Genomic DNA, 13,437 nt, shown 5'->3' on the forward strand with positions numbered 1-13,437 from the left:
TGGGCATGATCTCGCTTCTCGACATCCGCGCCCGTGTCGCGGACGGCACCCTTTCGGCGGCGGACGCGATTCAGACGGCGCGCGAGCGGATCGCTGCGCGCGACCCGGCCATCGGCGCCGTGCTGCGCCTTGCGCCCGAAACGACGGCCGTCCCTGCGCGTGGGCCGCTCGCCGGCATCGCGGTGGGGATCAAGGACATCATCGACACCGCCGACATGGCGACGGAGTCCGGCTCGGGAATCTATGCCGGCTGGCGACCGAGGGCCGACGCGGCGATCGTGTCGCGGCTGCGCGCGCTCGGCGCCGTGCCCCTCGCCAAGACCGCGACCACGGCCTTTGCCGGTCTCGACCCCGCCGCCACCGTGAACCCGCACGATCCCGGCCATACGCCGGGCGGCTCCTCCTCGGGCTCGGCCGCGGCGGTCGCCGCCGGGATGCTGCCCCTGGCGCTCGGCACCCAGACCGGCGGCTCGGTGATCCGCCCGGCGGCCTTCTGCGGGATCGCGGCGATCAAGCCGTCGTTCCGGCTGCTGCCGACGGTCGGGGTCAAGACCTTCTCCTGGGCGCTCGACACGGTCGGCCTGTTCGGCGCTTCCGTCGCCGACATCGCCCACGCGCTCGCGCTGATCGCGGACCGGAGCGGCATCAAGGCGCCCGCCCCGGAGCACCCGCGCCTCGCCCTCTGCCTTCAGGATTTCGCGGGGAGCGCCGATGCGGACGCGCTCGCGGCGCTTGATCACGCGGCCCGTGCCGCCGAGCGGGCCGGAGCGGTTCTGCGCGATCTCGTCCTGCCGGAACCCTTCGCACGCGCCTGGGCCGCGCACCCGACCGTGCAGGATTTTGAGGCGCGCCAAGCGCTCGCCTGGGAATATGCCGAACACCGGGGGGCCCTGCCGCCGGTGCTGCGCGGCCAACTCGACCGGGCGCAGGATCTCAGCGCCGCCGATTACGACGCCGCCCGCCGCGAGGCGCACCGGGCCCGCCGCCTGCTCAAGGAGCTGTTCGCGGATGTCGATGCGATCCTGACGGTGTCGAGCGTCGGTCGCGCGCCCAAGGGGCTCGGTTCGACCGGGGATGCCCGCTTCAACCGCCTCTGGACCCTGATGGGCGTACCCTGCGTCACCGTTCCGGTGCCGGGCGACGGGCTGCCGCTCGGCGTGCAGGTGATCGCCCGGTTCGGCGACGACGGACGGGCGCTCGCCGTCGCGCGGATGATCGAGGGGGCGCTGGCGCGGGCATAGAGCCTTGTCCCGAGCGGCTTTGTCCTGCGGCGCTCAGGGCCGAACGGAAAATGGGGCCTCGCCAGAGCCGTAGCCGACCCCGTGCGTCAGGCCGGCGTCTCTCGGTCCTTGGTTTGACGCGCCGCCTTGCGCCGTTCCGTGAGCGGCAGGTCGATCGAGCAGTGCAGAGCGGTCTCGCTCAGTTCGTAGCGCGTGCGCGCGTCGAGGGCGTAGGGCAGCGCCTTCTCGATCAGCTCGCGCCCGTAGCCGCGCCGTTGCGCGGCGCCCTCCTCGCGCGGGCGCTCGATCTCCGTCTCGCTCCAATGCAGGGCGAGCCGCATCCGGTCGTCCTCGGTATAGGTGCGCCACGTCACGCTCAGCCGCCCCGTGTCTCCGGAAAGCGCGCCGTATTTGCGGGCGTTGGTGGCGAGTTCGTGCAGGGCCAGCGCGAAGGTCTGCACCGTCGCCTTGCGCAGCCGTACGGACGGGCCGTCGAGATAGATGCGGTCGGACGCCTCCCAGGCACCGAGGGCGTCGAGCTCCGTGGCGATGAGGGCGTGCAGGGTGATCGGCTCGATGGTCGAGCGGGAGAGCAGGCCCTGCACCCGCGAGAGCACCGCGAGCCGGTCGTAGAACCGCGCGCGGAACATCGGCATGGAATCGCTTCGGGCCATGGTCTGCTCGGCCAGCGAGCGCACCACCGTGATGAGGTTGCGCGTGCGGTGCTGCAACTCGGCCACCATCACGCCCTGCTGCTCCTGCAGCTGCCGCAGGTCGTCGATGTCGGTCGAGGTGCCCAGCCACTCGACGATGTCGCTGCCCTCGCGCAGCGGCAGGGCCCGCGACTGGAACCAGCGATAGCGGCCCTCGGGGGCGTGACGGATTCGGTAATCGACGGCCAGCACCTCGGCCGCGGCGGCGCCGCTCCAGGCATTCTGGGCCCGGTCGCGATCCTCGGGATGAACCGCGTCGAGCCAGCCGAAGCCGCGGCTCTCGGCCTCGGTCTGGCCGGTGTAGCGGCACCATTGCGGGCTCGCCCAGCTCCACGCGCCGCCATCGCCCGCCCGCCAGACGAGTTGGGGGATGCCTTCGACCAGGGCGCGCTGCCGGGCTTCGCTCGTGCGCAGCTCCGTTTCGGCCTGCGCCCGCTCGGCCGCCTCCCAGGTCCGCGCGGCCACCTCCTCGATCAGGGTCGTCTCGGAGCGCGTCCACGTCCGGGGCTGACGATGGGTCAGGTAGAGGACGGTACGGACCCGGCCGTCGCGGACCAGCGGCACCGCCACGAAGCTACCGACGGCGCCCTGTTGCCAGACGCCGGGGGCCGCGACGGCCGCGGCATCGTCCACGATGATCGTCTCGCCGTTCCGCAGCCGATCGAGAACCGCCCGGCCGAAGGCCGTGATGGGCAGGGGGCCGAGCCGAGCCTCGGACTCGGCGTGATAGCCGACCTGCCGCTCGATCTGCTTCCCGTCCGCGGAGAGGCGCGCGTAGCCGACCCGTCCGGCGCCCAGATGGCGCCCCAGCGCCTCGACTACGGTCTGAAGGGCGGCCTGCGGGTCGGTCTGGTCCTGAAGCCGGTCGGCGAGGTCGAGAAGGAAGGCCTGCCGTGCCTCCTCCGCCCGCAGGCTCTGGGCGGCGATGTGCTGGTCGTGGATGTCCGTGGCGGCGCCGATCCAGCGCGTGATCCGCCCTTCCGCGTCCCGCGCCGGGGCGTGGCGGATCAGGAACCACCGAAAGGGGCCGTCGCGGCGGCGGATGCGCTGCTGCCGCTCTACCGGCCGGCCGGTGGTGAAGGCTTCCGTGAAGATGCGCTTCGTCTCCTCCCTCTCGTCGGTCGGGATGGTGGCCAGCCAACCCGCCGTTCTGGACCTCCTCCTGCGTCTGGCCGGTATAGGCGCCCCATTGCTGGTTCACGACGATGACCTTGCCCTCGGGATCGCAGTTCCAGAGCAGGCTCGGCACGAGTTCGGCGAGGGTCCGGAAGCGCTCCTCGCTCTCGCGCAGGGTGTCGGCCGTGCGCTTGCTCAGCAGGGCCTGGAGGATGGCCGGGGCGAGGGCCTCGGCGGCCTCGAGATCCTCCGACCGGTATCCGCCCGCGCGGTTGCCGAGCCCGATCATGCCGATGGTCTGTCCGTTCCGCTTCAGCGGGACGCCGAGAAAGGCCTGCAGGCTCGGGTGGCCCGCCGGTGTCCCGATCCGGTCCGGGTGCGAGCCGGGATCGTTGGCGATGAGGCTTTTCCCGTCGCGCAGCACGCGGCCGTAGAGACCGTGGATCTTGAGCCCTTTCGGGCCGACGCCCTTGGAAAAAGCGGAGTTCTCCATCGCGAAGTGCTGCCAGCCGCGATCGCTGATGGAGAGTTCGTCGAACCGGTCGTTCTCGTGATCGACCTCCCCCATGAAGCTGAAGGCGCTCTGCGTCACATCCTCGGCGACCGCGAGGCAGACGCGGCCGAGTTCCTCTTCCGTGGGGGCGGTCAGCGCCTCACGGAAGATGCGATTGATCCCTTCGAGCACGGCGTTCTTGCGCCGGATGTCCGCCTCCGCCCGGCCGCGCTCGACCGCCGACCAGATCCGCTCGGCCACCTCCCGCAGCAATCCCAGGTCGGCCCCAGTCCAATCGCGTGGGGTCGAGTGGGTGACCCAGAGCGCGCCGACCAGGTTGCCGTTCTTGATGAGTGGTGTGCCCATGCAGGCGCCGATCTGCAGGGCGGCGAAGGCGGGACGGCTCGCCTCCGGAACCGAGGCCTGTGTGTCGGCAAGGACGTGGCACTCCCCGCGGCGGAGGATCTCGGCGGACCATTCGAAGTCCGCGAGCCTGTGCTCGCCGGCGATCGAGGGCGCATCGCCGCGAACGTGGTCCCACGCGATCCGGATAATCCCGGCGGCTTCGTCGGCGGTCGCGTAGTAGCACCGGTCCACATCCAGCCGCTCGCCCACGAGCCGGCATGCCGCGCTCTGGATCGCCTCCGGATCGGTCAGCGAGCGCACCGCATCGCTCAGCGCCAGGAGGAAGGCCTGCCGCTCCTCGCGATCGCGCAGGGCCGTCTCGGCGACTTTGCGCTCGGTGACGTCGTCGTAGAGGATCAGCAGGCGGTCGTTCGCCTGCGGGTAGACGGAGACCTCGAACCAGCGCCCCATCGGCGTGTCCGTGTGCTCCAGCCGCGCCGGCAGGCCCGTCGCGGCGATGCGGTCGTAGGTCTCGACCCACCAGAGATCGAGGTCGGGCACCACTTCGCGTCCCGTCCGCCCGCGTGCCTCCGCGGCCGGCAGGCCGACCAGCCGCTCGAAGGCGGGATTCAGCTCGATGTAGCGGAAATCGACGGCCCGGCCCTGCTCGTCGCGCACGAATTCGAGTTCGCAGAAACCCTGCCCCATGGTCTGGAACAGGGTCCGGTACTTCTCTTCGCTCGCCCGAAGCGCCGCTTCGGCCCAATCGAATTCAAGGATCCGTTGCGCCGTTGCCTCGCGATTCGGCGGCCACCCGGGCGGGTCTGTTCTTTGGCCCATCCTGCGCCCTGCTGCGGCTCGATGGGCATCACCTAATCGGCAGGTTGTCGATTTTGTAAAGCACGCTTGCGTTGTGGAAGCCTACCTCGCCGAGATGTGTACGGTGCGAGATATGTAGGGGGGCCGGCCCGCCGCACCGCCGGTTCCGGTCCGGAACCGGCGGTGTGGAGGCCCCGCGGCTTACGCGCCGCGCAGGCTCGACAGGTCGAGCGGCAGCGAGCGCAGGCGCTGGCCCGTCGCGGCGAAGACCGCGTTGGCGATGGCCGGCGCCAGCACCGGCACGCCGGGCTCGCCGATCCCGGTGGGAGCGACCTCGGAGGGCACGATGTGGACATCGACCCGCGGCATCTCGGAGATGCGCGTCGGCTGGTAGCTGTCGAAGTTCCTCTCCTGCACCACGCCGTCCTTGAGGGTGATGCGGTTGCGCAAAACCGCCGACAGGGCGAAGCCCACCGCACCCTCGACCTGGGCACGCACCACGTCCGGGTTCACGGCGATGCCGACATCGACCGCCGCCACGATCCGGTTGACCTTCACGCCGGACTCGCCCGCCGTGACGTCGGCCACCATCGCGACGTAGGAACCGAAGGATTCGTGCACCGCCACGCCGAGGCCGCGGCCCTTTTCGGATGGTTTTCCGCCCCAGCCGGCCTGCTCGGCGGCGAGCCGCAGCACGCCTGACAGGCGCGGCGCGCGGGTCAGCAGCGACAGCCGGTAGGCGACCGGATCGGACCCCGCCGCATGGGCCAGCTCGTCGATGAACACCTCCATGACGTGGGCGGTGTGGGTGTGGCCGACCGAACGCCACCACAGCACCGGCACGCCCTCGCGGGCATTGTGCACCTCGAAGCGGTAGGCCGGGAGCGCGTAGGGCGTGTCGGAGGCGCCCTCGACGGTGGTGGAGTCGATCCCGTTCTTGACGAGCATCGCCTCGAAGGGCGAGCCGATCATGATCGACTTGCCGACCATGGTGTGGCGCCAGCCGGTGATCTGGCCCTTCTCGTTCAGGCCCGCCTTGACCGTGTGGTGGACCTGCGGGCGGTAATAGCCGGCCGCCATGTCGTCCTCGCGGGTCCAGACAAGGTGGACCGGCGCCTTGCCGTCCCAGGCCTTCACGATTGCGGCGGCTTCGGCGAAGTAGTCGGCGCCCGGCGTGGCCCGGCGGCCGAACGAACCGCCGGCCCATTGGGTGTGCAGCCGGACCCGGTCGGTCGTGACGCCCAGCGTCGCCGCCACCACCGCCTGCTCGATCGTCTGGATCTGGCAGCCGGCATAGACGTCGAAGCTGCCGTCCGCCGCGCGCTCGATCGTGGCGTTCAGGGGCTCCATCGCGGCATGGGCCAGGTAGGGGAAGGAGAACTCCGCCTCCAGCACCTTGGCTGAGCCCTTGATGGCGCCGTCGGCGTCGCCCGCCTGCGAGGCGACGAGGCCGGAGGTCTTGGCCGTCTCGCGGTACTCGGCCAGGATCGCGTCCGAGGAGCGGGTCTCGGCGGCGGAATCGTCCCAGGTGATCTTCAGGGCCTCGCGGGCCTTCATCGCGGTCCAGGTGTCGCGGGCGATCACCGCCACGCCGGTCGGGATCGTGACGATGCCGACGACGCCGGGCATGCCTTGCGCGGCCTCCGCATCCACCGACTTCACCGTGGCGCCGAAGCGCGGCGGGTGGGCGACGAGGGCCGTGACCTGACCGGGGCGGCGGATGTCGAGGGAGTAGATCGCGGTGCCGTCGGTCTTCGCCGCGGAATCGATGCGCGGCACGCGCCCGCCGATCAGCGTCCACTCGGCCGGCGTCTTGAGGCGGGGCTCCTGCGGCACCGGCTTGGCGGCGGCGGCCTCCGCGAACTCGCCGAAGCGGGCCTGCTTGCCCGACTTGTGGCTGATGACGCCCTTGGCGACGGTGATCTCGCCCGCCGGTACGCCCCACTTGTCGGCGGCGGCGGCGATCAGCATGGCGCGGGCGGCCGCACCCGCCTTGCGGAGCTGGAACCAGGAATTGGCGATCGCCGTCGAGCCGCCGGTGCCCTGGACCGGGCCCATCAGCAGGTTGGCGTAGAGCTTGGCGTCGGCCGGGGCGAAGGCGACGCGCATCTGCCCCCAATCCGCGTCGAGTTCATCGGCGAGGATGGTGGTGAGCCCGGTCGTGTTGCCCTGGCCCATATCGAGATGCTTGATCATCACCGTGACGGTGTCGTCGGCGGCGATCCGCACGAAGGCATTGGGCTGGGCCGGGGCCTTCGACAGCGCGTCCGAGGCTTCCGCGGCGCGGGCACCCTTCAGGTCGAGGCGGAAGGCGAGCAGCATGGCACCCGCCGCCGCACCGCCGAGGAAGGCGCGCCGCGAGGGGATGGGCGCATCAGTCAGGTCTCGCTTGAGCATGCCGGGCTCCAAATCTTGATAGGCTGCGGGGCGGCTCAAGCGAGCGTGCGGGCGGCTTCGTGGATGGCGGCGCGGATGCGCTGGTAGGTGCCGCAGCGGCAGACATTGCCGTCCATGGCGCCGTCGATATCCGTGTCGCTGGGCTTCGGGTTCTCGGTGAGCAGACCGATGGCCGACATGATCTGGCCGGACTGGCAGTAGCCGCACTGCACCACGTCGAGGCCGCGCCACGCCGCCTTGACGGCGTCGGCCACCTTGCCCTCGACGCCCTCGATCGTGGTGATCTTGGCCTCGCCGACATCGCCGATGCGGGTCTGGCAGGCGCGCACCGGCTGGCCGTCCATGTGCACGGTGCAGGCGCCGCACTGGGCGATGCCGCAGCCATACTTGGTCCCGGTCATGTCGAGGCGGTCGCGGATCACCCAGAGCAGGGGCATGTCGGGGTCGGCATCGACCTCCCGGGCCACGCCGTTCAGGTTGAGGGTCAGCATGGGCGCTCTCCGAGAGGAAGCTGTCGCACGAAGCGCCCGGGCTCAGGGCCGCCATCGGGCCGCGAGATGCGCTTCGGCACCGTCACTTGGTGTCGGCACCTGGAGTGTCGGCACTTGGAATCGTTCCGAGTTTGATCCTGTCCGCTCGTTCCCGATGTGCGGGAGCGCACTCCGATAAGGATGAGACGTTTCCGCCCCTGGATCTACGCAATTCGCCGGATCGTCGAAGCCGCTTCTTAACGGTTCGCACGGCACCCTGTGGGCTCTCCACCTCACCCCGTGCGCCGCTAGACCACGACCGGGCGCCCGGCGTTCCGATCCCGATTGGCGATCTCGACTGTTATGGCCGACCTCACAGCGGAGATGGTTCAGCGCGGGCGCGGGCCCTCCTCGCAAGAGGTGGCCAAGCGGCGCGGCATCGCGCGCGAAATGCGCTCGGCCCGGGAGCGGCTGACCTCCACGAGCGGCCTGGAACGGGCCTTCGACACCGAACTCCTGCGCCTCTACGCCCAGTACCGGGTCGGGGCGGGCATCCCGCTCCTGATCCTGGCGCTGATGGTCGCGGGTGCCTCCTCGATCTGGGTGCCGGCCGTGACCGCGGCGATCTGGGCGGCCGGGGCGATCGCCGCCACCACCCTGATGCTGCTGCTGAGCCGCCGCTTCCTGCGGCAGGCGCCGGAAAGCCTGTCGCTGAAGCACTGGGGGCGCGCCTTCGTCGCCGCCGAGTTCGGCCAGAGCGCCGCCTGGGCGATGCTGCTTCTCGTGGGCGTTCCCGAGGCGCGCACCTTCGCGTTGTTCGGCCTCGTCATCGTCGCGGCGGTGACGACGATGCTCGCCGCGACCGTGCCGGTCGCCGCCCTGGCCGGCCTCGTGCCGCTGATGCTGGCGGCTTTGTCGCTGCTGATCTTTTCCAGCGACATGGACACGATGCTCCTCGTCGCGATGACGGTGGCGAGCCAGCTCTTCTTCGCCGGGCTGGCCCGCCGCCTCTACGCCTCCGCGGTCGGCACCCTGCAATCGCGGGCGGAGAAGGACGCGATCTTCGCCGAACTCGAACAGGCCAAGGCCAATTCCGACGAGGCCCGGCGGCGGGCGGAGGAGGCGAACCTCGCCAAGTCGCGCTTCCTCGCCACCATGAGCCACGAGCTGCGCACGCCGCTCAACGCCATCCTCGGCTTTTCGGAGGTGATGAAGAACGAGGTGTTCGGCGCCCATGTCGCCCCAGCCTACCGGGAATACGCCACCGACATCCACGACAGCGGGATGCACCTGCTCAATCTCATCAACGAGATCCTCGACCTCTCGCGCATCGAGGCCGGGCGCTACGACCTCACCGAGGAGGCGGTGCAACTCGCCCATACGGTCGAGGAGTGCCGCCACATGATGACCCTGCGCGCCCGCAGCAAGGGCCAGACCTTCGCCAGCCTGATCGACGATTCCCTGCCGCGCCTCTGGGCCGACGAGCGGGCACTGCGCCAGATCGTGCTCAACCTGCTCTCGAACGCGGTGAAGTTCACGCCGCCGGGCGGCGAGATCACGATCAAGGTCGGCTGGACCTCGTCGGGCGGGCAATATCTCAGCGTCAAGGATTCCGGGCCCGGCATCCCCGAGGACGAACTCGGCACGGTGATGTCCTCGTTCGGGCGCGGCTCGCTGGCGATCAAGACCGCCGAGCAGGGCTCCGGCCTCGGCCTGCCGATCGTGAAGGGCCTGATCGACCTCCATGGCGGCGGCTTCCAGCTTAAGTCGAAGCCGCGCGAGGGCACCGAGGTGATCGTCACCTTCCCCGCGAGCCGCGGCATGGACACCCTGCCCGCGATGACGCTCGCTGCCGAGAAGGCCCCGGCCGAGGCGGCGTCCGCCCGGCGGGCGCGGGCGGCCTGACGGACGAAGCGCTCAGCCCGAGCGCCCCGGCCCACGTCCTCAGCCGGCGCGTCTTAATCGGCGCTCTTGCCCGAAACCCCCGCCTGCTCGAACGTCGCCAATGTCGCGGTGGCAGGCGAGCGCGCCCTTCAGCAGGCCGAGCGCCAGGGCCGCGCCGGAGGCTTCGCCGAGGCGCATGTCGAGCGACAGGACGGGCTTGAGGCCGAGCCGTGCCAGCACCTCGCCATGCGCGCCCTCGGCTGAAAGATGCCCGGCGATGCAGTGGTCGAGGGCGTGAGGGTCGGCGGCGTGCAGAATGGCCGCCGCGGCGGTCGCGACATAGCCGTCGAGCACCACCGGCACCCTTTGCAGCCGCGCGGCGAGGATGGCCCCGGCCATCGCCGCGATCTCCCGGCCGCCGAGGCGTGCCAGGATCGTCAGCGGGTCGCCGAGATGATCCTTATGGGTGTCGAGCGCGAGCCGCACGGCCTGCGCCTTGCGGTCGAGGCCGGCCGCATCGAGGCCGGTGCCGCGCCCGACCCAGTGCTCGGCCTCGCCGCCGTAGAGCGCGGCGTAGATCGCCGCCGCGACCGTGGTGTTGCCGATGCCCATCTCGCCGACCGCGAGGCAATCGGTGCCCGCCGCCACCGCCTCCATGCCGAAGGCCATGGTGGCGACGCACCCCTTCTCGTCGAGGGCCGGGCCGGAGCAGATGTCGCCGGTCGGCAGATCCACGGCGAGGTCGAACACCCGGAAGCCGAGGCCGTAGGCGGCGCAGAGCTGGTTGATTGCCGCGCCCCCGGCGGCGAAGTTGTCCAGCATCTGCCGGTTGACCGCGGCGGGGAAGGCCGAGACGCCGCGCTCCACCACGCCGTGGCTGCCGGCGAACACGCAGACCATCGGCCGGTCGAGGGTGGGCTTGGCCTTGCCCTGCCACGCGCCGAGCCATTCCACGAGACCTTCGAGCCGCCCGAGCGCGCCCGGCGGCTTGGTGAGGCTGGCATCCCGCGCCCGGATCGCGGCGACCGCGTCCCCATCGGGGCCGGGCATCTCGGTGAGCAGGCGGCGGATGTCGGCGAAGGGCGAGGCGTCGGGGGTCGGGCTGGAGGTCATCGGCAGGGCTCGTGCGCGTCGGATGCGGGAAAAACGAAGGAGGTCGCCCGATCGGTGCGGGAATTGCCACCGGATAGCCAGCGGCGCCGCGTAGCAGGCAGCCGGCTCCCGGCGCTATAGAAGCGGACGGGCCCGCGGTACAGGTGGCCGAAGGGAAGGGCAGCGGAATGATCGAGCGCAGTGGCCGCGATCTCGGACCGCCCTTTCCGGGGGCGGAGCTGGTCTACGATCTCGCCGCCTGCCTTCGCTTCTTCACCCGCCTGCCGGTTCCGCCACTGCCCGACGAGCCGGCGCCCTACGCCGCGCCGGATTTTCGCACCGTGCCGCGGATGCTGCCGCTGGCCGGGCTGCTGATCGGCGTGCCCGCCGCCCTGGTGCTGGTGCTGGCCTGGGAGATCCGGCTCGGGCCGTTCGTCGCCGCCGCACTCGCCCTCGTGGCGCTCGCGCTCATCACCGGCGCCATGCACGAGGACGGCTTGGCCGACGTCGCCGACGGGTTCGGCGGAGGACAGAGCCGCGAGCGCAGCCTGGAGATCATGCGCGACAGCCGCATCGGCGCCTATGGCGGCACCGCTTTGTTCCTCGGGCTGGCGCTGCGGGCGGCGATGCTCGCCACCCTGCTCGACCGCTCCGGCGGGCTCGCCGCCGTGTCGCTCCTGTTCGCCGCGGCCCTGTCGCGGACGGTGGCGCTGCTCCCGCTCGCGATCCTCGACCCCGCCCGTCCCGGCGGAGCGGGTGCCGCCGTCGGCCGGCCGAGCCGGGCGACGCTGGGGATCGCGGGATCGATCTGCCTGATCCTTGCCGGGATCGCCGCCGCCCTCGGCCTGCCGCCGCTGGGTCTCGGCCTCGCGCTGATCCTGGCGCCGCTCGCAGCCTTCGGCCTGAGCGCGCTCGCCGAACGGAAGATCGGCGGACAGACCGGCGACGTGGTCGGCGCCTGCCAGCAGGTCGGCGAGATCGCGGTGCTGCTGGCCCTGGTGGCAGCGACGGCCTAGGCGAGATCCGCGCGATGCTGAGGATCCTCCGCCGGCTCTTCCAGAGCCGGAGGGTGAAGGCGCAGAGCCAAGCCCCGTCCGACTCGCCCCTGGAGGCGATCGACCGGGCCGACACCGCCGAGCGGATCGAGATCCTGGCCCGCGGCGGCTTCGAGACCGAAGCCTCGACGCTCGAGACGATCCTGGACGAGTACCTGAACCCCGACGAGATCGATCCCGAGGATCGCCGCTGGGTCGAGGCGGAGGTGGCGCGCGCCTTCGCACGCAAGCGGGCCGACGAGGCGACCTGGCCGCTGGAAACGGATTTCGACCGCCTCGCCATCGCCTTCGACACACTCGACGCGAGCGGCATCATCGCGCTGCACGATGCCGGCTACACCCGCTCGGACGGAATCTCGGATGCGGCCGAAATCTATCACCAGCGCCGGGAGCGCGGGCGCGCGTCGCGGGGGTTCGTCTTCTACCACGGGCAGGATATCGAAGCGGTCGTCTTCGACCGGGGGCTCTATCTCGCCTTCGGCGCGTTCGACGACCGCGATGCGACCATGGCCGCCATCGCCGCCGAGATCGTGGCGGCCGTGGAGGCGCAAGGGTTGCGGACGCATTGGGAGGGGGATGTGGGGACGCGCATCCTCGTCCACCCGATCCACTGGTTGAAGCGCAGCCCGTCCGACGACCCGCGGGCGGCGTAAGGTTTTCGGTGAGACCTTGATTCACGGCCCCGCTCCGTCCCATTTGCACGGGCGATGCTGGCGACCCCTTCGAAGAAACCCTCCTCACCCTGCACCAAGCTTTGCGTGCTCGATGCCGTGACGGGCCTGTGCGAGGGCTGCGGGCGCACGCGCGACGAGATCGGGCTGTGGGGCTCGCTCTCCGAGGCACAGCGGCTGGCTGTCATGGCCGCGCTGCCCGAGCGGCTGCGCCGGGCCTATCCCGGCCGGGAGGCATGCGCGTCATGATGTGGGCCGCGCTCGCCATTCTCGGGATCGGCCTCGCCGTCCTGATCGCCAACCATGACGGCGGCCCGGTGATGGGGCTCGATGCCGATCAGCTCGCCGGCGTCGTGTCGATGACCGCGCTGCTGTTGCTGCTCGTCGCCGGCCGCTGGCGGCAGGCGCTCGTCATGCCGGGCAAGACCCTGGCTTCGATCCTGATCTGGCTCGCCATCGGCGCGGTGATCGTCGTCGGCTACACCTATCGCGACGACGCGCAGCGGGTCGGCGCCAACGTCGTCGGGGCGCTGCGCCCCGGCACCGCCATTGTCGGCCCGGGCGGCGAGGTGACGATCACCCGCCGCTCGGACGGCGATTTCGCCGTTCTGGCGGCGGTGAACGGCGGGGCCGAGCAGCGCTTCGTCTTCGACACGGGCGCGAGCAGCGTCGTGCTCACCGCCGAGACGGCCGAGCGCCTCGGCATCCGTCCGCCGGAGAGCGCCTTCACCCAGCGCGTCTCCACCGCCAACGGCACCGCGCTCACCGCGCCGATCCGGCTCGACTCGATCACCGTCGGGCCGATCACCGAGCGCAACGTCAACGCCATGGTGAGCCGGCCCGGCGTGCTGACCACCAACCTGCTCGGCCAGAGCTTCCTCGACCGGTTGCCCTCCTACGAGGTGCGCGGCGACCGGCTGATCCTGCGCAGCCGCTGACGGGCGTCAGCGCCGCCCACCGCCTCCGAAGCCGCCCGGGACGTTTTCAGGCTCGCGGTCGGTGCTTTGTCCGAGCACCATCAGGCGGCCTCGGGCCACGGCCTCGACGGGGCCGATGACCTCGCTCGTCACCGCGATGGCAAGAGTGAACCACGTCCACGGACAAATCGTTTGAACGGCTCAGCCTTCCCGGCGCGGGTGACGATCCCGGCCGGTGCAAAGCT

The 13,437-nt window shown here is 71.1% G+C and carries 8 protein-coding genes and 2 pseudogenes; 6 read left to right on the top strand and 4 right to left on the bottom strand.

Annotated elements, in window-relative coordinates; translation table 11 throughout:
• Positions 1 to 5: 5 nt before the first annotated feature.
• Entirely contained in the window at positions 6 to 1,241 is a 1,236-nt protein-coding gene (locus M2437_RS04005; protein ID WP_253389428.1) for an amidase, read from the top strand.
• Positions 1,242 to 1,327: 86 nt separating this feature from the next.
• Here M2437_RS04005 and M2437_RS04010 read toward each other — a convergent pair.
• The 3 genes and pseudogenes from M2437_RS04010 to M2437_RS04020 all read right to left on the bottom strand — a co-directional run bounded on the left by M2437_RS04010 (position 1,328) and on the right by M2437_RS04020 (position 7,594).
• Positions 1,328 to 4,727, bottom strand: a pseudogene (locus tag M2437_RS04010) (GAF domain-containing protein).
• A gap of 180 nt (positions 4,728 to 4,907) precedes the next feature.
• Positions 4,908 to 7,103 (bottom strand): xanthine dehydrogenase family protein molybdopterin-binding subunit, encoded by a 2,196-nt coding sequence (locus M2437_RS04015; RefSeq protein WP_253389430.1) that lies wholly within the window; start codon positions 7,101 to 7,103, stop codon positions 4,908 to 4,910.
• Positions 7,104 to 7,138: 35 nt separating this feature from the next.
• Positions 7,139 to 7,594, bottom strand: a complete 456-nt coding sequence (locus M2437_RS04020; protein ID WP_003603744.1) for a (2Fe-2S)-binding protein — start codon at positions 7,592 to 7,594, stop codon at positions 7,139 to 7,141.
• Between the two features lie 342 nt (positions 7,595 to 7,936).
• Between M2437_RS04020 and M2437_RS04025 the strand changes: the two genes are divergently transcribed.
• Positions 7,937 to 9,478 (top strand): sensor histidine kinase, encoded by a 1,542-nt coding sequence (locus M2437_RS04025; protein WP_003603743.1) that lies wholly within the window; start codon positions 7,937 to 7,939, stop codon positions 9,476 to 9,478.
• 53 nt (positions 9,479 to 9,531) lie between these two features.
• Here M2437_RS04025 and cobT read toward each other — a convergent pair.
• Positions 9,532 to 10,570: pseudogene (gene cobT / locus M2437_RS04030) on the bottom strand (nicotinate-nucleotide--dimethylbenzimidazole phosphoribosyltransferase).
• 167 nt (positions 10,571 to 10,737) lie between these two features.
• Between cobT and cobS the strand changes: the two are divergent.
• From cobS to M2437_RS04050, 4 genes are read left to right on the top strand one after another with little or no spacing between them, the layout of a single operon-like run.
• The gene (gene cobS, locus M2437_RS04035) at positions 10,738 to 11,565 is read left to right on the top strand and encodes an adenosylcobinamide-GDP ribazoletransferase (protein WP_253389432.1); all 828 of its coding nucleotides are present in this window, start codon (positions 10,738 to 10,740) and stop codon (positions 11,563 to 11,565) included.
• A gap of 14 nt (positions 11,566 to 11,579) precedes the next feature.
• Positions 11,580 to 12,257, top strand: a complete 678-nt coding sequence (locus M2437_RS04040) for a DUF6891 domain-containing protein (RefSeq protein ID WP_253389433.1) — start codon at positions 11,580 to 11,582, stop codon at positions 12,255 to 12,257.
• 54 nt (positions 12,258 to 12,311) lie between these two features.
• Positions 12,312 to 12,524, top strand: a complete 213-nt coding sequence (locus M2437_RS04045; protein ID WP_060768635.1) for a DUF1289 domain-containing protein — start codon at positions 12,312 to 12,314, stop codon at positions 12,522 to 12,524.
• Entirely contained in the window at positions 12,521 to 13,213 is a 693-nt protein-coding gene (locus M2437_RS04050; RefSeq protein WP_253389434.1) for a retropepsin-like aspartic protease family protein, read from the top strand. The genes M2437_RS04045 and M2437_RS04050 overlap by 4 nt, the downstream gene beginning before the upstream one ends.
• Positions 13,214 to 13,437: the final 224 nt, after the last annotated feature.

The organism is Methylorubrum pseudosasae, from assembly GCF_029504475.1.
Lineage (GTDB): Bacteria > Pseudomonadota > Alphaproteobacteria > Rhizobiales > Beijerinckiaceae > Methylobacterium > Methylobacterium extorquens.